Annotated in this window: 20 protein-coding genes; 6 read left to right on the top strand and 14 right to left on the bottom strand. The window is 30.9% G+C overall.

Annotated features, from left to right (window positions below; genetic code table 11):
- From H2650_RS14600 to H2650_RS14590, 3 genes are all read left to right on the top strand, one after another.
- A partial coding sequence (locus tag H2650_RS14600; RefSeq protein WP_188051560.1) for a gliding motility-associated C-terminal domain-containing protein occupies positions 1-1513 on the top strand: 1513 nt, incomplete at its 5' end.
- Positions 1514-1640: 127 nt separating this feature from the next.
- Positions 1641-2549, top strand: coding sequence for a type IX secretion system membrane protein PorP/SprF (locus tag H2650_RS14595; RefSeq protein WP_188051559.1), 909 nt, complete (start codon positions 1641-1643; stop codon positions 2547-2549).
- Between the two features lie 11 nt (positions 2550-2560).
- The gene (locus H2650_RS14590) at positions 2561-4564 is read left to right on the top strand and encodes an OmpA family protein (protein WP_255462923.1); all 2004 of its coding nucleotides are present in this window, start codon (positions 2561-2563) and stop codon (positions 4562-4564) included.
- A 260-nt stretch (positions 4565-4824) separates the two neighbouring features.
- Here H2650_RS14590 and H2650_RS14585 read toward each other — a convergent pair whose 3' ends face one another.
- From H2650_RS14585 to H2650_RS14555, 7 genes are all read right to left on the bottom strand, one after another.
- Positions 4825-6090: a YaiO family outer membrane beta-barrel protein gene (locus H2650_RS14585; RefSeq protein WP_188051558.1), complete on the bottom strand. Its 1266-nt coding sequence runs from the start codon at positions 6088-6090 to the stop codon at positions 4825-4827.
- On the bottom strand, positions 6087-8483 hold the full coding sequence (locus H2650_RS14580; protein WP_188051557.1) for an LTA synthase family protein: 2397 nt from the start codon (positions 8481-8483) through the stop codon (positions 6087-6089). Before H2650_RS14580 ends, H2650_RS14585 begins: the two co-directional genes overlap by 4 nt.
- Before the next feature lie 11 nt (positions 8484-8494).
- The gene (locus tag H2650_RS14575; protein ID WP_188051556.1) at positions 8495-9916 is read right to left on the bottom strand and encodes a glycosyltransferase family 2 protein; all 1422 of its coding nucleotides are present in this window, start codon (positions 9914-9916) and stop codon (positions 8495-8497) included.
- Positions 9917-9918: 2 nt separating this feature from the next.
- The gene (locus tag H2650_RS14570; RefSeq protein WP_188051555.1) at positions 9919-11022 is read right to left on the bottom strand and encodes a hypothetical protein; all 1104 of its coding nucleotides are present in this window, start codon (positions 11020-11022) and stop codon (positions 9919-9921) included.
- A gap of 30 nt (positions 11023-11052) precedes the next feature.
- Positions 11053-11421 carry a response regulator transcription factor gene (locus H2650_RS14565; RefSeq protein WP_188051554.1) on the bottom strand — a complete coding sequence of 123 codons (369 nt, stop codon included), beginning with the start codon at positions 11419-11421 and terminating at the stop codon, positions 11053-11055.
- 679 nt (positions 11422-12100) lie between these two features.
- Positions 12101-12865, bottom strand: a complete 765-nt coding sequence (locus H2650_RS14560) for a TIGR02757 family protein (RefSeq protein ID WP_188051553.1) — start codon at positions 12863-12865, stop codon at positions 12101-12103.
- Between the two features lie 50 nt (positions 12866-12915).
- A complete protein-coding gene (locus tag H2650_RS14555; protein ID WP_188051552.1) occupies positions 12916-13578 on the bottom strand; it encodes an ABC transporter ATP-binding protein in 663 nt (220 codons plus the stop codon).
- A 263-nt stretch (positions 13579-13841) separates the two neighbouring features.
- Between H2650_RS14555 and msrA the strand changes: the two genes are divergently transcribed.
- On the top strand, positions 13842-14372 hold the full coding sequence (msrA, locus tag H2650_RS14550) for a peptide-methionine (S)-S-oxide reductase MsrA (protein ID WP_370566879.1): 531 nt from the start codon (positions 13842-13844) through the stop codon (positions 14370-14372).
- A 45-nt stretch (positions 14373-14417) separates the two neighbouring features.
- Positions 14418-14717, top strand: a complete 300-nt coding sequence (locus H2650_RS14545) for a hypothetical protein (protein WP_188051550.1) — start codon at positions 14418-14420, stop codon at positions 14715-14717.
- Between the two features lie 13 nt (positions 14718-14730).
- Here H2650_RS14545 and H2650_RS14540 read toward each other — a convergent pair whose 3' ends face one another.
- The 6 genes from H2650_RS14540 to H2650_RS14515 all read right to left on the bottom strand — a co-directional run bounded on the left by H2650_RS14540 (position 14731) and on the right by H2650_RS14515 (position 19658).
- Positions 14731-15033, bottom strand: coding sequence for a DUF6787 family protein (locus H2650_RS14540; RefSeq protein WP_188051549.1), 303 nt, complete (start codon positions 15031-15033; stop codon positions 14731-14733).
- Between the two features lie 32 nt (positions 15034-15065).
- Entirely contained in the window at positions 15066-15500 is a 435-nt protein-coding gene (locus tag H2650_RS14535) for a DUF6146 family protein (protein ID WP_188051548.1), read from the bottom strand.
- 121 nt (positions 15501-15621) lie between these two features.
- Positions 15622-16185 carry a hypothetical protein gene (locus tag H2650_RS14530; protein WP_188051547.1) on the bottom strand — a complete coding sequence of 188 codons (564 nt, stop codon included), beginning with the start codon at positions 16183-16185 and terminating at the stop codon, positions 15622-15624.
- A 92-nt stretch (positions 16186-16277) separates the two neighbouring features.
- The gene (locus H2650_RS14525) at positions 16278-17228 is read right to left on the bottom strand and encodes a D-2-hydroxyacid dehydrogenase (protein WP_188051546.1); all 951 of its coding nucleotides are present in this window, start codon (positions 17226-17228) and stop codon (positions 16278-16280) included.
- Between the two features lie 207 nt (positions 17229-17435).
- A complete protein-coding gene (gene serC, locus H2650_RS14520; RefSeq protein WP_188051545.1) occupies positions 17436-18506 on the bottom strand; it encodes a 3-phosphoserine/phosphohydroxythreonine transaminase in 1071 nt (356 codons plus the stop codon).
- 93 nt (positions 18507-18599) lie between these two features.
- Positions 18600-19658 carry an acyl-CoA reductase gene (locus tag H2650_RS14515; RefSeq protein ID WP_188051544.1) on the bottom strand — a complete coding sequence of 353 codons (1059 nt, stop codon included), beginning with the start codon at positions 19656-19658 and terminating at the stop codon, positions 18600-18602.
- Positions 19659-19791: 133 nt separating this feature from the next.
- On the opposite strand from H2650_RS14515, the gene H2650_RS14510 reads away from it, so the two are divergent.
- Positions 19792-20142 carry a 4Fe-4S dicluster domain-containing protein gene (locus tag H2650_RS14510; RefSeq protein WP_121925579.1) on the top strand — a complete coding sequence of 117 codons (351 nt, stop codon included), beginning with the start codon at positions 19792-19794 and terminating at the stop codon, positions 20140-20142.
- A 74-nt stretch (positions 20143-20216) separates the two neighbouring features.
- Here the strand turns inward: H2650_RS14510 and H2650_RS14505 are convergent, their stop codons facing one another.
- Positions 20217-20753 carry a hypothetical protein gene (locus tag H2650_RS14505; protein ID WP_188051543.1) on the bottom strand — a complete coding sequence of 179 codons (537 nt, stop codon included), beginning with the start codon at positions 20751-20753 and terminating at the stop codon, positions 20217-20219.
- Positions 20754-20837 lie beyond the last annotated feature (84 nt).

Here is a 20837-nt window from a genome sequence, read left to right as displayed (position 1 = left end):
AAGCTATCCAATTGCAGTGGCTTTAGGCAGTAATCCAAACTATACAATTGTTACTACTAATGCCATTTTGACTGTTATTAAGAAACCAAGTATTGCACTTGTTAAAACAGGCGTTTTTATGGATGATAATAATGATGGTTTTGCACAAGTTGGTGAAAAAATAATGTATACTTTTTCAGTTACTAATACTGGAGATATGACTGTAAATTCGATCAATGTTACTGATGCAATGGTAGGTTTGATAGTTTCTAATACTATGATTCCATCTCTTGCTGGAGGTATGACAGACAATTCTATTACAGGAATCTATGTATTAACTCAAACTGATATTGATGCTGGTCAAGTAACGAATACTGCTGTTGTAAAAGGTAAAGATCCTAAAGGAAATGAGGTAATAGATATATCTGGTACTGATCTAAATAATGATACACCTACAATTACTTTCTTAACTCAAAAGGGAAGTGTTGCAATTACAAAAGATGGAGTATATGTTGACAGTGATAATAACGGAGTAGTGAATGTTGGTGATAAGATAAGATATAATTTTGTTGTAACGAATACTGGTAACGTGACATTAACAAATGTAACGGTCAGCGATCCTTTACCAGGAGTAATACTATCTGGAGCTCCTATAAATTTAAATATAGGTACTTCTAATTCTACTAATTTTGTAGGAACTTATTCTATAACTCAAGCTGATATAGATAATGGTGTTGTTTACAATTTAGCTAGTGTTACGGGTACAACTCCATTTGGTAGTAAAGTAACAGCTAGTTCTACTGATCCAAATCCTTGTACGGATTGTTCTCCAAAACCAAACTGTACTGATTGTACTATCACTTTGTTAACGCAAACTCCTAATTTGAAAGTAATAAAAACAGCTTCTACAACGGGGTATAGTTTAGTAGGTGATACAATCAGTTATACTATAGAAGTGAAAAATACTGGTAATACAACTCTTTATCAAGTTGTTGTAACTGACCCATTGACAGGTCTGAATACTACTATTGCTAGTTTATCTCCAGGTATTTCTAAGTTGTTTAACGAAAATTATTCAGTAACTAAAGCAGACTTGGTGAAAAATTCAGTAACCAATACAGCTACTGCTAGTGGATTAACTCCAGGGAACATTACAATTAGTGCTACAGATTCAGTGGTAATTGATAAATCATTAGTATTAGGTTGTGGAAGCATAGTAGTTCACAATGCTTTTTCTCCAAATGGTGATAATATAAATGATGTTTTTGTAATCGATAACATTGATAGTAAAGAATGTTACCCTGAAAATAGTGTCGAAATATACAACCGTTGGGGAGTATTGGTTTTTGAAACTAAAAATTATGACAATAAAACTAATAATTTTGAAGGTATATCAAGAGGAAGAACAACTCTAAGTCAGTCTGAAGGACTACCTACAGGAACTTATTTTTACATCTTAAATTACACTTTCGTAGACGGAAATGGAGATCTTCGAAATAATAAAATGGATGGATATTTATATCTTACTAAATAATTTTAATTCCTGAGGATAATCAATTGTCCTCAGGATAAAAAATATAATTTTATTTAGGATTACAGTATTAACATTTAGCTAAACGACTCGTTTTTTAATAGAATAGTGTCGTAATAAAAAACCTACTATGAAAAAGAATTTTTTTTTAATTATTTTGATGTCTACAGCTTTTACTAGTTTTGCCCAACAGGATGCTCAGTATACACAATATATGTATAATACCATAAATGTAAATCCAGCTTATGCAGGATCAAGAGGTGTCATGAGTATTTTTGCTTTGCATCGAACGCAATGGGTAGGGTTAGATGGTGCACCAATTACAAATGTAGCTTCAATAAATACACCAATAAGTGATAGTAGAGTGGGGCTAGGTGTTTCTTTTATCAATGACAAGATTGGTCCAACTAATGAAAATACTCTTTCTGCGGATCTATCATACACAGTTCCTATGTCAGAGAATTATAAACTTTCGTTTGGTATAAAAGGGACAGCAAATTTGTTTAATCTTGATATTTCAAAATTAAATCCAGTTGATATTGATCCTTCAATACAAAATGTAGAGAATAAATTTTCTCCCAATGTTGGTGCAGGTATTTACTTGCATTCAGACAAGGCTTATGTTGGATTTTCGGTTCCAAATTTTATTGAATCGAATCGTTATGATGATAATGAAGTAGCCATTTTTAAAGAGAAAATAAATTACTATTTGATGGCAGGTTATGTGATCGATTTAAGTAGTGAAGTAAAATTTAAACCTGCTGTTCTTTCTAAATTAGTTATTGGTTCACCTCTTCAGGTAGATATTTCAGGAAATTTTTTATTTAGTGAAAAATTCACCGTTGGTGTTGCCTATAGATGGAGTGCAGCTTTGAGTGGTATGGTTGGATTTCAGGTTTCTGATGGAATATATATAGGTTATGGTTATGATAGAGAAACCACAAAACTAAACAACTATAACTCTGGTTCACACGAAATATTTTTGCGATTTGAATTGTTCAGTCGTCAGTCTCGAATAGTATCACCTAGATTCTTCTAAAAATCATGATAATGAAATCAAAGATTCCAAAAAGCCAATTAAGTACTACTAAAGATTTACATAAAAGTAGCTTTGTATCGCTAATGATAGTGTTATTAACTTCAACATGTATGTTTGCGCAATCCTCTAAAGAGACTAAAGCAGATGATCAATATGAGAAATTAGCGTATGTAGATGCTATTCAAACTTATGAGAGAATTGCTGTTAAGGGATATAAATCTCAAGACATGTTACAAAAACTAGCAGATTCATATTATTTCAAAGCAGATTTAGATAACGCTGCAAAATGGTATAAAGAATTATTTGCTTTCGCAAAAGATATTGCTCCGGAATATTATTATCGCTATTCACAATGTTTGAAAGCGATAAAAGACTATAAGAAAGCAGATGAAATGCTAGCAATGTTTAACAAAAAAAGTGGAAATGATTTAAGAGCAAATCTAGCGAGTTCTCAAAAAAATTACCTTGCAGAAATTAAGAAAAATTCAGGAAACTATACTATCGAAAATGCCGGTATTAACTCTGAATATTCAGATTATGGAAGTGCCTATTATGGTAATAAATTAATTTTTGCTTCAGCTAGAGATACCAGCGGATTAAGAAACATGAAGCATACCTGGACAGGTGAAGGTTTTACTAACTTATATCAATCTGATATCGACAATCAGGGTGTTTTGTCTACTCCAAAAAGATTTGGAAAAAAATTAAATTCTAAATTTCATGAATCTACACCCATTTTTACAAAAGATGGAAAAACGGTTTATTTCACAAGGAATAATTTCCTAAACGGAAAAAAAGGTAAAGACTCGGCAAGGATAACTTTGTTAAAATTGTATAAAGCGAATTTAGATGGCGATAAATGGTCAAACATTACTGAATTACCATTTAATAGTAATGAATATAGTGTAGCTCATCCTGCTCTTAGTGGAGATGAAAAGACTTTATATTTTGCATCAAACATGCCTGGAACATTGGGTCAGTCTGATTTGTTTAAAGTTGAAATCAAATCTGATGGTAGCTTTGGTAAACCTGAAAATTTGGGCAAAGGAATAAATACAGAAGGAAGAGAAACTTTTCCTATGGTTACTTCTACAGGCGAATTATATTTTGCCTCTGATGGTCATCCCGGATTAGGTGGATTAGATATTTTTGTATCAAAAATAGATTCGGATGGAACTTATAAAAATGTTCATAATGTTGGAGAACCATTAAATAGTTCTAAAGATGATTTTGGTTTTTTAATTAATGAGGTAACACGTAATGGATACTTCACCTCTAACAGAGAAGGTGGAAAAGGGGGTGATGATATATACAAATTAATAGAAATTAAAAAAGCAGTATGTGAGCAAATGTTAGTAGGAATTGTTACTGATAAAGAAACAACTTTACCTCTAGCAAATACAGTAGTAACTTTATTAGACGCCAATTTCAAACTATTAAAAGAATATACTACAGCTTTAGACGGTAAATTTGACTTTGGGCAAGTTACATGTGATTCAAAATTTTATATAAAAACAGAAAAAGAAACTTATACAATTATCGAAACCACAGTAAGTATTCCAAATGAATTTGGAAAAACTTTTATTACAATTGCTCTTGATAAATCTGTAAAAGCAGTTAAAGAAGGTGACGATTTATTTAAAATGATAGGTTTAAATAGTATTTATTTCGATTTAGATAAATCATTTATTCGTAAAGATGCAACTGTAGAATTAGCAAAAATTCTTGATGTTTTAGAGCAAAATCCTACGATGGAAATTGATATCCGCTCTCACACAGATTGTCGTCAGACAGCCAAATATAATTTAGCTTTATCTGAAAGAAGAGCTAAATCGACAATGGAATGGTTGGTGAAAAAAGGTATAAATAAATCTAGATTATCAAGTAAAGGATATGGAGAATCACAATTAGTTAATGATTGTGGTTGTGAACCAACTAGTAATTCAAATTGTACTGAAGAGCAACACCAAGCCAATAGACGTAGTGAGTTTATTGTTAAGGCTAAGAAAAAGTAACACTATTATATCTATATAATATAAAAACTTTCAACTTTATTAATGTCAGTGGTTAGATCAATTTGTTAATTAAATACAGACATATTCCTAAAAAGGTTTAAGTTGAAAAAAAAGGCTTCGATTTTATATCGGAGCCTTTTTATTATGAAATTTATTCAGTTATAATTAGTCATATCTAATAGTGTTTTTATGTAAGATGACTATTTGTAAAAGTTCAAGAAAAACAACTGATTTAAATAAAATAGGAATTTAAGTTTCTATTATTTGAACTTTAATTCCCAAGACAAAGCAAGAGAATAAATCCAAAAGAAATTTCCTTGATCAAAAATAATTTCTTGATGTGCTACTCCAAATTGTGCTCCCCAAGCATTTTGTTTATTAGTTGTCGTAAAGTAATAACCAACATTTAACTTTTGGGACTCAAGATTTACTATTGCTGCGTCATTTGGGTTAAATTGAAATTGATTAATTTCTGGAGAGAATCCCATTCCAATAGAAATGCCTAAATAATTATCAGCATCACTTCGATATTTTCTATAAGTTAAGGTTCCAGATTTACTAGTTCCTGTGTCACCTGGAGTAAAATAAGGGCGAAAAGACCAATAACTATTTCCTGTATACCAGCCCAATGATCCAGTAAAAATGTTTGTGGTAGATGAATATTTTAATGTTCTAAATCCAAGTGAAATCTCAAAACTTTTAGGCAATGATTGGTACAACTCAGCACCATATTTTAAATCTGGAAATAGAAAAGAATTTGCTATTCCAACATTTACATAAGCATACAATCCTTTTCTAATTTTAGGATATAAATCAACTTCAAACTGTGCTCCGTTTTCACCAAAGCGTCTATTTATATTTAGCTTTGGGGTAATACTTCCATATTTCGTTTGTCTGCTATATTTTAAGGAATAATATTGCATCGGATCAAAAACAGAGGAATACAGATCGACAGCCGCATTAATACCGATACTATTTTTTCTAAGTAATTTATCTAAAGACATTTTGAAATCTTTAGCTTTTTGATCCTCGGGATTTTTATCTAAAACCGTTTCAATTGTTACTAATGCCTCTAATGGATCATTAGTGTTTTCTTGAGCGCTTGCTTTTAGATAAAGTAATTCTGAGTCATTTGGAAATAGTTTCAAAGCATTATTGGTCATATCTAATGCCGCATAAGGCAAGTCTGCCCACAATTCATTTTTTATAGCAGCAATCCAAGTATCTTTATTGCTTGAATCTTTTTCTAAAATTGAAGCAAATAATTTTCTTGCTTTTTTATAATCACTATCCCAAGAATATGTTGTTGCCAAAAAGGTATTAATTTCATGGTAATTAGGATATTTACTCAAAATATTTAGTAATGTATCTTGCGCTTGTTTACGTTGCTGGTTAAAGGCTAAATTTCGAGCAGTTTGAAATGAAGTATCAGGATTTCCATGATACTCATTCTGTTGTCCACGTACTATTATTGAAGTAAAGAACAAAAATGCAAAAGTCAGTTTTATATTTATTTTCAATATCATTTCTTAAGATTTTTTTTAAAATTTAAATATTCTTTATTTTCAGGATAAAGTATTAAAAGGCTATCTATTATTCTTTTAGAATCCTTTAAATTACGATTTCTTTTGTATGCTTGACCCAATTTAAATCCAATTTCTGGATTGTTAATCTGATTACTCAAAGCCTTTTTACCTATTGCTATTCCTTTCTTATTTTGTCCAGACCACCAATAAATGTCCATTACAGCCAAATAGGAATCTCCATAAAAAGGAGTTCTATTGATGACTTCAAGCAATTCTTTTTCTGAATTTTTATAGTCACCTTCCCAAGCCAGTATTCTGCCTATCAGAGTTCTTACATCACCATAATTAGGCATGTCATTTAATATATAATTACACAACAATTTTGCTGATTTACGTTCTTTTTTGAAAGCTAATTCTCTAGCCAAAAAGAAAATTTGATCATGATCAAGTCCTTTTGTTAATTTTTTAATGTTTGCCATTTCGGCATCAGTAAATTCATAAGCAGGCTTGTTAAAGTTAGAAGTTGTACTTGTAATTTTATCTTTTGTGGTTAAGTATGAATTTAATTTTTTAAAATTAGAAAAGGAATTGCTAATCGTTTCTCTAATGCCATCGTTAGTTTCGCTAATGTTGAAATTTTCATCGATTTTAAACAAAGTTCCGTCAGAATAAAAGTATTCTTTGTAGATATAATCATTTATACTTCCCTTATAGCGCATTAATGCAATATTATGAACATTTCTAAATTGTCTAACAGTATCTAATCCTTGAGCAATCCAATCTGTTTTTTTTAACTTATTAATATTGTAGTTATTCGTCAAAAAAGAAACTAAACTTGGGGTTACATCTGTATGCGAAGAAATAGATTTTATAATAGCTGTTTTTTTTAATAATGGACTAAAAATGTAAAAAGGCACATGAAAACGAGACAAATTATCTTTTTGAGGTACTGGAATTAATCGGTGATCTCCTGTAATTACAAAAATAGTATTTTTATAATCGGCTCTTTTAGAATAAGCTTGCATGAAATCTTTTAGAGAATGATCAGTGTATAATAAACAAGCTAATATATCTTTATAATCTTTTATTTTACTTTTTTCGGAGCTGGTCTTTGTATTAAGAATGTCTTCTACTTTAGCCAAATATTCCTTTTTTGTTGGAAAATCAAACGGTTCATGATTGGTAAGTGTCATGATAATATCCAACCGCGGTTGTTTATTGTCTTTGAGTTCTGATAAAGTTTTTTTATATATTTCAGCATCTGGATAACCCCACGAAAATCCGCCAGAATTTGCTTTTGTCATTGTATATCCTGGACCAAATTTATTAATATCAATAATTTTATCAATTCCATTATATTCTAAAAAATTACTTTTTCTATCAAATGTAGATTCGTCACCACAATAATAATTGGTTGCGTACCCATTTGATTTCAAAATACTAATCAACGAATTGTGTTTAGGAAGGGGATTTAATTCCATAAAACCATTTTCCCCAAAAGGTAACGATCCCATTAATGACGGAAGAGCACCAAAAGTACGTCCTGCATTACTCACGAAGTTGCTCCAATAAATAGATTTTTTAGTCAAGGAATCCAAATAAGGAGTAAAGCCACTATGTTCTCCATCATCTGTAAAATCTCTACCTAGTCCTTCAATAATAATGAATACAATATTTGGACTTTGTTCTTTATTAATTGTAAAAAAAGAACCTAATACATCCTTGTTCATTTCAGCATTTTCATCTAAAGGGAATTCTTTTTTAAATGATATATTTCCATCTGTAGCGTTGGCATTATCATTTTTTGCTCTTATTATATCGCTAACTAAGAAATTTAATTTATTTTGAGTAATTGGTTTTTTAGTACCGGGAATTATTAAATTCAGTAAGCCAATAATTAATAGAACTAAGAGTATTATTTTATAATTTATTTTACTTCCTAAAAAATGGAGTAATCGAATAATTCCTATGTAAAAAAGAGGCAAAATTATAAAAGGTAAAAAAGTCAAAAACGATATCGATAGAGATGCCGTAACCGTTGTGTACATATCATTAAAAGAATATCCTAAAAGGTCGGCTCCAAGATTGAGGTGAGTAGTTATACTATAGCCTATCAAGGCCATTTGTACGATAGCAATTATACAAAACAAAATTTTTACAACAACTACTCCTAACTTACTACTAATAATTTGTAATAGAAGGAAAACCGGCAAAAACACTAAACCCATTAGTATCGCTGTAAAAAAATCATTCAATAGTTTATAGCCAAAAAGCGCTGCATCAAAATTTTTAAAAATTTCAATGAAACTCAAAAGACAAAATATAAGTAGTAAGGAAACGGTCGAATAGAGGTAATCTAATAAACCGTTTTTATAATTAAATTTAATATTCATTTAGCTGTTATTTATGCTTTTGTCATTCCTTTTCGTGTCATCTCTCCCCATTTCTTTTTTTTGTTAAAATAGTAATCTATATTTCCTCTAATTGCTGCATATAAAATAAAGGGATGATTGACTAAAGGCTCAAGAAAAGCAATAAGTAGTAATCGAAATCCTGTTCCCTTTTTCTTATATTGATGATAGGTTAATTCCTCTGTAATTAAAGCAATCAACGAAAAGAAAACGGTGAATAAATAGGCTAAAACAATAAAAGCAAATGCATAATCCCATCTTATTTTATTGCTTATAACTAGTGTGGCAAAATAGATAATACCCACAAATTCTACCACGGGAGCCATTCTCTCGAAAAAAAACCAGTACGGATAACTCAAAATCCCTAAAGTTTTATACTTTGGATTAAAACCAATTTTTCTATGTTTTTTTAGAGTTTCAATAGTACCACGAGTCCATCTGTTTCTCTGTGAAATAAATATTTTATAATTGTCTGGTGCTTCTGTCCAGCACAACGGATCTGGAATATAGGCGACTTTATATTTTTTATTTTGTTCCTCCATATAGCCTCTCATTCGCACCACTAGCTCCATGTCTTCACCTACCGTATTCTTGTCATAACCACCCACTTGTATGGCAATTTTTTTGTCAAACAAACCAAAAGCTCCAGAAATTACTAAAAGTCCATTAAGTCTGCTCCAAGCCATTCTGCCTAATAAAAAAGCGCGAATATATTCTAGAATTTGTCCTTGTTCGATTAGTTTTATGGGAAAATTCACATCATGTAATTTCCCATCTTTAACGATGCAAGAATTTGAAATTCTAATAACACCGCCTGCTGCAATTACTTTTTTATCGGTAATTTCAAGAAAAGGTTTTATCATTTTTTGAAGAGAGTCTTCTAGTAACAAACAATCAACATCAATACAAGCAACATATTTACTATTGCTTATATTTAAACCCATATTCAATGCATCCGATTTTCCACCATTTTCTTTATCGACTACAATTAATTTTTCAAATGCAGGATTTGTCGATTTGTAAATTCCCTTTCTAAGCGGTTGCGTCACGATTTGTTCATTCATTAAGTAATCTACAGGTACAAGATTATAGACGGTAATTAATTTTTCTAAACTATCATCTTTGCTTCCGTCATTAATTATAATTACATCATAATTTACATAATGGTTGGACAATAATGATCGCACATTTTCGACAATATTTAAACTTTCGTTATAAGCAGGAGCAATTATCGAAATGGAGGGCGAAATAGTAGAGGACATGATTTCCTTATAGTTTACAAAGCTATTTTTGTGTTTATACTCGATTGTTTCTATTGCCGAAATAGTAGCTAATACAAGATAAGATAGAATTGCACTTATGCTATAAATGAAAAACAAGTATTGTATAATATCAATAATAATTTGCGTTATCATAATTAATTATTTTCTAAAAAATTAATAATTTTTAAAAAATCAGGATTAGAAAACTCTACTTTAAGCTTGGTAAATTTATCTTTATTAAGTATTTTTAAAATTTTTAAGCTAGAAACTTTAATTTCAAATACTTCTGAATGAATGAAATTTATAATAAATGATTCATCACTTTTTTCATAAAGATTTTCCATCATTTTAAAAAAAGCAATTTGTTCCTCTAAAGTACGTTTTTCAATATTTTCCTTTAATATTTCTTTAGCCTCAATCACATCTAAATAGCTAAGGACTTGAATAGATTCTAATCTTACTTTTTTATTAATATGATTAAGCAGATTAATGATTTCTTCTTTGCATTCAAATTGATTGTATATTTTAGCTAATTTCAAAGCAAAAAACACAACTGATTTATTGTTAGAACGCAACCATAATTTAATATTTGAAATGTTCTTACTTTCTAATCTTTCTAGAACTCCCAACAATTGTATTTGATCCCATTCTGAAAGCGGAGTTTCTAAAAGTTCTAAGAATTTTAAACCTTCAAAATGAAATAAACTAACCATATAAAGTTGCATTTCTTTTCGCACTTCTCTTCTAGGATGGTTAATATGAAGAATTACCTGATCATATGCTTCTTTTATGTGAAATTGTTTTAATTCTCTTATTCCTTTGGCTATTACATACCACTTTTTATGGTTCAATCGGTTCAAAGCATATTGCATAAGACCACTATGAAAATAGAGTGTCTGAATAGATTCTGCAATTTCACCTGAAATTTCATTTTGTAGTTTGATCAATACTGAAATTAATATTTTTCTTTTGTATGATTCGCTCGTTGATTTTTTTAACTGATTGATAATAACTTGTTGTTCTGGACTAATAATTTCTTGCTCATTTCCAGAATATAAATAGTTGATAAGATACGATTCATATTTTTGTTCATACAATGCTACCGTTCTTTCTTGTTTTCTCAAATGCATTCTTAAATATCTAAAATAAAAAGTAAGCGGAATAATTACAACCATGAAAAACGCTGACATTATCCAGGTAACTTGAATAATTAGCGAAGATTCGTTAATGTAATTAAAAAGAGATTGATGTATACTCATAGGACAACTTGGCACTGTTTATCAGTTGTATTAACGAAGTAATTTTTTTACTCTAATTATTAATTCATTTGGACTTAATGGTTTACTCATAAAATCAGTTGCACCCAAATCAAATGCTTTCAATACAATTTCTTCTTGACCTGCTGCTGAAAAAACAATAATAGGAGTAGAGCGCTTTAATTTATTTCGCACATAACTAATTAATTCTAATCCACTAATAAAAGGCATCATAATATCAGTCAAAATTATATGTGGTTCTTGATCCTCAATCAAATCAATTGCTTCTTTTCCATTTGTTGCTGTCAGTATAGTATAGCCCTCTTTTTGCAATCTAAACTTCAGCAATAACAAAAAAACAGAATTGTCTTCTGCTATCAAAACTTTTTTATTAGTGTTCATATTAGTTTTGTATTTTCTGTAGGAGAGTTATTATTTTATACCCTTTTTACTTAGGTGTTTTTGGTAAATTATATCCGTTTAGGTTGTAATTTTAACATTAGTTAATCCATCAACGATTCAATCTATACTTTATTTTATAATTGAGTTTGTTTATAATTAATTTAACATTGAAAGGCATTTTACATACGTAAAATTAGTAACAGCGGTTTAGTATTTTTACAACAAACATTTATTTGATACAATTAAGCATTTTTTAAATTTTAATTTTTTAGATATTACTTTTAAGAATGCAACGGAGATTATAAATTATTGTATTTATTTAATATTTATTAGCCTTTTTTTTAAGCCTTTAGAATCTCTTATATTTCATTGAAAACAGTTTAATAGAATGTTGAATTAAACCCAATAAATAGAAACGCAAGAATCAAATGAAAATTGAATAAAATTGAGTCGTAGTAAATTTACAAAGACCTCTTAAAGCGCATTAATCTCTTTCTTAAATCGAAGTTTATAAGAATGTTTTTTTTGCTAAGACAGAAGTAGGTTTTCATGTTTTACAATATTTAGATAAAATTTTAATATTTGAAGTGCATAAAAGGGTATTGGGATTTTACTACTTTTATTGTTGTCTAAATATAAAGATAATATTAATAAGAATTATAAAATAAGCCTTAGAATACTAGAAACCTTCAAAAACACCCAATCCAAAAAGAGCAAAGTCGTATTTTACAGGATCAATACTATCTAATTTCCGAAGTGCTAGATCCAATTCGCTTACTGCTTTTCCGTCATTTTGTTTGCGAGTGAGCAAACCTAGTTTTCGAGCCACATTTCCAGAATGTACATCTAAAGGACAGGACAGCGCGGCGGGAGAAATGTTTTTCCATATTCCTAAGTCTACTCCTTTATTGTCTTGGCGAATCATCCACCGTAAATACATATTAATTCTTTTTGCTGCCGAATTGTTCAGTGGATCTGAAATGTGTTTTTGAGTTCTATTTTGATGTGGAATCTCAAAAAACAATTTTTTGAATTCATGGATGGTTTTTTGCATGGAATCCTTTTCTTGATGTGTGCTAAAAACGGCTTCTAAACCACCATGATTTTGATAAATATGTTTTAAACTTCTAATGAAGCAAGAAAAATCAGCTCCGTTAAAAGTGCGATGTACAAAAGCATCTAAAGCCTCTAAATTATCTTGGCTATGAGACATTACAAAATCATACGGAGCATTTCCCATCAAATCCATCATTCGATGTGAATTTTTAATTATCATTTTACGATTTCCCCAAGCAATAGTAGCACTCAGAAAACCAGCAATTTCTATATCTTCTTTTTGTGAAAATAAATGTGGAATTTGCACAGGATCGCTTTCTATAAAATCAAGTGTGTTGTACTGATGTACTTTTTCGTCTAAAAAATCTTTAAGCTCCGATTGTGTCATTGTTAGAATTTAGTTAGCGAGAAATAAATAGTGTTTCAACTTTTAGAAACCTAATTGCTTATTTGTCCGTCAACCATTATTAATTTTCTATCAGCCATATTTGCTAAATCTTCATTGTGTGTTACAATCACAAAAGTTTGGCCCAATTCATCTCTTAACTTAAAAAATAATTGGTGCAAGTTTTCCGCCGAAGCAGTGTCTAGATTTCCAGATGGTTCATCCGCAAAAATGATGGCAGGTTTATTAATTAACGCTCTCGCTACAGCCACACGTTGTTGCTCACCACCAGATAATTCATTGGGTTTGTGATTAATTCTATGAGAAAGTCCAAGATAATCTAACAATTTTTTGGCTTCTATTTCTGTTTCATTTTTAGGTTTATTGGCAATAAACGCAGGGATACATACATTCTCTAAAGCAGTAAATTCAGGAAGCAATTGATGAAACTGAAAAATAAAACCTAAATTAAGATTTCTAAATTTTGATAACGTCTTATCATTCATCGTTAGAATATCTTCATTGTTAATTCGTAATTCGATGCCGCTTTCTGCAGTAGGTTTGTCCAAGGTTCCAAGGATTTGCAAAAGAGTCGTTTTACCTGCTCCAGATGCGCCAACTATAGAAACAATTTCCCCTTTTTGGATATGTAAATCCACTCCTTTTAGAACATGAAGTTGATCGTAATATTTATGTAGATTTTTAGTCTGTATCATTTTTAAACTATTTATACAAAGAAACAAAGATTTTAATGATTATGAATTCCATCACCTACTATTTTACTTTGACAAACTATAAACTTTAGTTAATGAAACCTAAATCATCTTAATTATTGAATAAATTTGGAGATAGAACACAAATTATGAAAAAAATAATTGGAACTTTTTTGGCATCAGTTTCACTTTCATCTTGTGCTAAACAAAAGAATATTTTAGTGCCAAAAAGTATAGAATCAAAAAATATGGAAACAAAAGATAGAATGGAAGTAGCAACATTTGCGGGTGGCTGTTTCTGGTGTACAGAAGCAGTATTTTTAGAATTAATTGGTGTAAAAACTGTTGTTTCGGGATACATCGGTGGCAAAACGCTAAATCCTACATATAAAGAAATTAGTAATGGCGACACAGGTCATGCCGAAGCGATCGAAATTACCTATGATCCTGCGAAAATATCATTTGGTGAACTATTAGAAATCTTTTTTGCTACCCACGATCCAACGACTTTAAATCGACAAGGAAATGATATAGGCACACAATACCGTAGTGAGATATTTTACAACAATCCCGATCAAAAACAATTGTCAGAGGATTATATTGCTTTGATGACCACTGAAAATACTTTTGGAAAACCAATAGTCACTAAAATTACTCCGGCAACTACTTTTTATGTAGCCGAAGAGTATCATCAAAACTATTACAATCAAAATAAAACCCAAGGATATTGCAGTTATGTAATTACTCCTAAAATTGATAAGTTAAAAAAATTGTATCAAGAGAAACTCAAAAAATAATTGGCATTAGTTTTGTTAGTTGTTCTGTGAAATTTTAAAATAAATATGAGAGAACAAACGCAATTTATCGCAGTTGATAATAAAAAGAGAGATCTAGTTTTGGGAATTCTATTTGATGCCATTGGAATGCTGTCATTTACAGTTCCTTTAATTGGAGAATTTTCAGATGTGATTTGGGCACCTTTAGCCGGTTTTTTAATGACCTGGATGTATAAAGGAACTATCGGGAAAGTGGGAGGGACTATCGCCTTTCTTGAGGAGATATTACCATTTACTGATTTTATTCCTACGTTTACATTAACTTGGATTTACAACTATTTAATAAAAAAACAAAACGCCCAATAATTAGGGCGTTTTTTTATTCTTTAAAAAGAAATCCTAAACCCATTCGTTTTAGCATTTTTTTTTCAAAAGCCCAAAAAAATTGGAATTGACCAAATAAAAAACCAATTGTTACTAGAAGCACTTGATAGATAGGAAAGATTAAAAGCAAGCGAATAGGGGTAAACAAGTACCCTAAATCTTCATGATTAATTCCCAGCCATATACAAAAAGGTTTTGACAACCATGCCGAAGCTGATCCTGTAATCGCAAAAACAATAAATATTACTGTAAGTTGTAAATTGGTTTCAATTCCCCAACGCTTTTTTAAATTGTTCATCTTTATTTATAATGAATACAAATATAAGAAGATTATCGTAAGGGTACATAGCCAAAAAGTTTTTGTTTATAGGTATTTTGAAAATAAACCATATAGTTATAAATTAAATAATTTACTTCATATCCATAATCAATATTGGGATCGTAATTTATAGACATTTCATATAAATTAGGATTATAGCGTAACGGCTGTGCGGCACGATTATTCCATTCGCTCACCCAAATTCTATTTTTACTTTCTAAATAAGTCTGGGAATGATAATCTCTTGGATAAGCATTGGTGAGAAGCCAAGAACTAAAACCAGCGTCAATAATCAAAACTTCGTATTCTAGTTTGTCATTGGCAATCCTAATAGTATCACCAGATGAAGCTGTTGTTTTTTCTTTAGCAGGAATGATAGACTTTGAACTAGTACAGCCAATTAGAATACAAATGATAACTGTCAAAATATAAATACTATTTTTCATAACTTGAGAATTAAGACCATAAAGTTACGAATTATAAAGGACTGATTGTCAGTTTTTTTAAGGCATTAAAAAGTCATTTACTTGTGATAAATGACTTTTTATGGATTTATTTTAATCTGTTTTATTTACCGAATAGTTTCCCCAAAATAGATCCCATACTACCACTTTTTTTAGTAACTGCTTCTATTGCATCAGACATATCTACTTTTCCATCAGCATTTTGATCTAAACCAAATTGTCCTCCATATTTAGATATAGCCTCCATAATTCCGGAATTTTGTCCCGATCCACCCGAAATGGCCGTTATTAAATCTGAAATCTCAAAACTAGAATCGTTTGGGTTTTTAGCTTTGCCAATCAACGATCCAAGGATTTTAGGAATCATGCTACCGGCTACTCCTGATGCTACTTCATTGCTTAAACCAAATTTGTTGCCCAGGTTTCCTGTGAGTTGCTCTGTAAGCTTTTGAACGGCTGGATTAGAACTGTCCTGCGCATTATTTCCGCTGAACAAACTTGCAAACTGCTCCGTTCCACCTTCCGAAACCATTTTTTGTAGCCCGGAAAGAATAGAGCTACTCGCTTCGTTCATTACGGCTTCGTTTTGTTCGTTTGGAATCGCGTTATTTTTAACAACGGCATCATTACCATACTGTTGTACTAACTGTGTTAATTGTTCAAACATGAGATTTAGGATTAGATTAGACTCAAATTTAATAAAAAAAAAGGATTTATTAATCGAGTTAATAAATCCTTTTTTAAGAAATAATGTAAAAACTATTTCAATAAACTAATAATTTGCGAAGCAAGTTCAGTACCAATTCTATCTTGAGCTTCTCCTGTTGCAGCACCAATATGTGGTGTCAATGAGATTTTATGATTCATTAAGATGGCCATTTCTGGAGTAGGTTCACTTTCAAAAACATCTAATCCAGCAAATAATACTTTTCCGCTATCCAATGCTTTTACTAATGCAACTTCGTCTATAACACCACCGCGAGCACAGTTAACAATTCCTACGCCATCTTTCATGATCGCTAATTCCTTTTCACTAATAATATAGCCGTCTTGAGCAGGAACGTGTAACGTAATAAAATCAGCTTCTTTAAATACAGATTCTAATGATTGTGAAACAATTGTAGTAGTTATGGATTGTCCATCAAAAAACTCAACTTTAATATCAACTTTAGGGATAAAACTGTCTGCCGCAATAACTTTCATTCCTAATCCCAGAGCCATTTTAGCAGTCGCTTGACCAATGCGTCCAATTCCTACTATACCAAGCGTTTTTCCTCTTAATTCGATTCCGTTTGCATACGCTTTTTTCAAACCATCAAAATTCGTGTCCCCTTCTAAAGGCATATTTCTATTAGAATCATGCAAAAAACGAACACCAGAAAACAAGTGAGCAAAAACTAATTCCGCTACAGATTCTGAGGATGAAGCGGGTGTATTTATCACATGAATTCCTTTGCTTTTAGCATAATCCACATCAATATTATCCATTCCAACACCACCGCGACCAATTATTTTTAAACCAGGACAAGCATCAATAATATCTTGACGCACTTTAGTCGCACTTCGCACTAAAACAACATCAATATTATTGTCATTTACAAAGTTAGCGACTTGTTCTTGCGCTACTTTTGTAGTAATTACTTCAAAACCACCTTTTTCTAAAGCTAGAATTCCACTTTTCGAAATTCCGTCATTGGCTAATACTTTCATTATTTATATCATTGCGAGAAACAAAGTGATTTGGTTCTCATAGTTAATTTTGTTATTTTATTAGGAGCTATTTCCTGCTATCCGCTGCAATCTTTTTATTCGCCAAAAGGCTCACAAAAAGGATTTTCACTACTATCAGGGCTAGCGTTTTCGTAAATTAGTCTATTTTTTAAATTTTATTTACTCCTTGTTTCAAAGAGTTTGAATTTAAATTTTAGACTCTAGTTCTTTCATTACATCAACTAATACTTGAACGCTTTCCAACGGAAGAGCATTGTACATAGAAGCTCTGTAGCCACCTACAGAACGGTGTCCTGGTAGGCCAGAAATTCCCGCAGCTTTCCACATCGCATCAAATGTTGCTGCATGCGCTTCATCATTCAACAAGAAAGTAGCATTCATATTAGAACGATCTTCAACCGCTGCTGCACCTCTAAATAATGGATTTCTATCTATTTCTGCGTAAAGCAAAGCTGCTTTAGCATTATTAATTTTCTCAATTGCTGCTATTCCGCCAAGGTTTTTTAACCATTGCAACGTCAATAAAGACGCATAAATAGGAAAAACTGGAGGTGTATTATACATACTTTCCGCTTTAATATGCTTAGCATAATCTAGCATACTTGGAATTATTCTTCCATTTTTACCTAGAATTTCTTCCTTGATCACCACCAAAGTAGCTCCAGCAGGTCCCATGTTTTTTTGGGCTCCCGCATAAATAAGATCAAATTGAGAAAAGTCTAATTGTCTAGAAAAAATATCAGAACTCATGTCGCATACTAAAAGTGTATCTACAGAAGGAAATTCCTTCATTTGAGTACCATAAATAGTGTTGTTACTGGTGCAATGAAAATAATCGACATCTGTTGGGATGTTGTATCCTTTAGGAATGTGATTGTAGCTTTCCTCTTTTGAAGAACCTACAATAAGAGTTTCACCAAAAAGTTTGGCTTCTTTAATAGCTCCACTCGCCCAAGTTCCGGTATCAAGATAAGCGGCTTTTCCGTTTTCTTTCATTAAGTTGTAAGGAACCATTAAAAATTCTAAGCTTGCTCCGCCAGCGAGAAATAAGGCGCTATATCCTTTTCCTTCTAGGCCTAAAAGCTCAATAACAAGGGCTCGAGCTTCCTCCATAACAGCAACAAAATCTTTGCTTCTGTGTGACATTTCTAAAAGAGATAATCCCGAAACGTTGAAATTTAAAATTGCTTGTGCTGATTTTTCAAAAACTTCTTGTGGTAAAATGCAGGGTCCTGCGCTGTAGTTGTGTTTTTTCATGGTGTAGTTTGTATCCGAAAAATTAAAGTGCAAATTTCGCAAATAGGACTCAAAAAATCGCTACTTATTTCGAAATTATTAAACATAATTATACTACGTTGTTATCAAAAACGAAATTGTATCTATGTTATCTGCGTAATTCCATAATGCAGGTTTTTGAGTTTGACCAAAAGCAATACTGTTTTTTACTAAATCATTGCTCACCACACACTGTATTTGTTCACTTTCTAATTCTATTCTGGCTTCTAATTCTTCTATGTTATTATAATATTCATAAAAAACACTAGAAATAGGTGAGGCGTGGCTTGGGTCTTCCTTTAAAGTCAAAAAACCATTATCTAGTAATTTAAAATTACTCATTAAGAAAACGGCTTTGTTGTAATCGTAATTATTAGCGTATTTTTCATAATGAATCACGTCTTGATATTCAAAAATGGCTTCGAAAAAAGCTACAAACGAGTAGTCTTTTGGAACAAAAAGTTTAGATACGTTTCGACATCCTAATCCAAAATATCTAAAGATATCTTCACCCAAAGCACAAAGCTGCTCTTTAGTTTCAAAACCATTTAAAATGGCAACAGAATTTCTGCTTTTTCTGATTATTGAAGGTTTGTCCTTAAAATAAAACTCAAAATAACGCGCCGTATTGTTACTTCCGGTAGCAATTACGGCATCAAAATTTTCTAATTTGCCTTCAATAAATTTTATTTTATTAGCCAATTGTGGTTCGACAGTTATTATGTATTTTGCTAAAAAAGGCAATAAATGTTGGTCATTTGATGATGTTTTAACGAGCACATTATTTCCTGTAATTAAAACCGAAAGAAAATCGTGAAAACCTACTAAAGGGATATTTCCAGCTAGTATTAAAGCAACATTTTTAACTTTATTTTTTTGTAAATCATAAGCAGAAAGCCATTGGCTTAAATTTTCTTCGGTAAGCGCTTCTGCCCAAGATTGTATCGAAAAATAAACTTGTTCGGGAGTGTACCATCCATTATGTGACTGTGATAATTGGATCAAATCAACAAAAGCATCAAAAAAGGTTTCATTGTGTAATACAGCCGGATTTTTTAAAGTTTGATTTTCTGAAAATTGATTTAAGAATTTTCCTAATTCAACAAAAACACTTTTTTTTGTTTCTAATGTCATAATGTTTGCTTATGAAAAGTTTTGATTGTAATTTTGCACAAAAATAAGGATAAAGTAGTAGGCTTTGTAAAAAAAACATAAGTTTTAAAATCAAATCCTATACATTCTTATTTATACTTTAAAACAAAGAACAATGGCAATTATTATAACAGACGAATGTATCAATTGTGGTGCTTGTGAACCAGAGTGCCCAAATACAGCAATATACGAAGGAGCAGACGATTGGAGATATAAAGATGGAACCAAACTAAAAGGAAAAATTATCTTACCAGATGGTACTGAAGTTGATTCTGATGAGGCTCAAACTCCTATTTCTGATGAAGTTTATTATATTGTTCCAGGTAAATGTACGGAATGTAAAGGTTTTCATGATGAACCACAATGTGCTGCAGTTTGTCCTGTAGATTGTTGTATTCCTGATGATAATCATGTTGAGTCAGAAGAAACATTACTAAACAGACAAGCATTTTTGCATAATGAATAATTTTATATTCATTTAAGACATAAAAAAAAACCGGAGCAATAAACTCCGGTTTTTTTTATGTCTTAAAATAATAATTATTCTTTTACCATGATGTAAGTAGTAACTTTTACCTGATCTGTATTGTCATCGTATGTTTCTAAAACTAGATCACCATTACTATTAAAGTAACCAAATGAAGTCGTGTCTTTTGTTTTATAAATATAATTGTTGTTTTTTGTTTTTCTTAAAACTCCTTTTTCTTTTCCTCCAGGAAAAATAAAGTTATATCCTTTTTGATCTAGAGCAACTTGATATTTTTGTCCATTAAGTTCGTAATAGGCAGATCGGTCAATGTCTACCATATTAGTTACTCCATCAGCTGTTACTGCTGTAGTTGAAATTACTTGAACAGGGGTTTGTTGTATTTCTTTGTTTAATGCATTAGAGTCCGCATCTTTTAATTCGATATTTTGAACTTCTTTTAATTTTTCAGTTTTTACAATTTTTTTTTCACCTTGAGAGTCTTTTACAGTAGTTACAGTAGTTTTTACTTCTGATTTTACATTTTTATTTTGTGCCTGAATAGTTAAAGAAAATAAAACTGCAGTTATTCCTAGTATTATCGTTTTCATAATGTATAATTTTAGTGATTAATATTAAGTAAAAATACTGTATATTAATGAGTTAACTATTGTATAATTCTCTAAAAAAGTTAT

It is taken from the genome of Flavobacterium sp. GP15 (assembly GCF_014281985.1).
Lineage (GTDB): Bacteria > Bacteroidota > Bacteroidia > Flavobacteriales > Flavobacteriaceae > Flavobacterium > Flavobacterium pygoscelis.
This window is presented reverse-complemented; position numbering and strand designations above follow the sequence as displayed.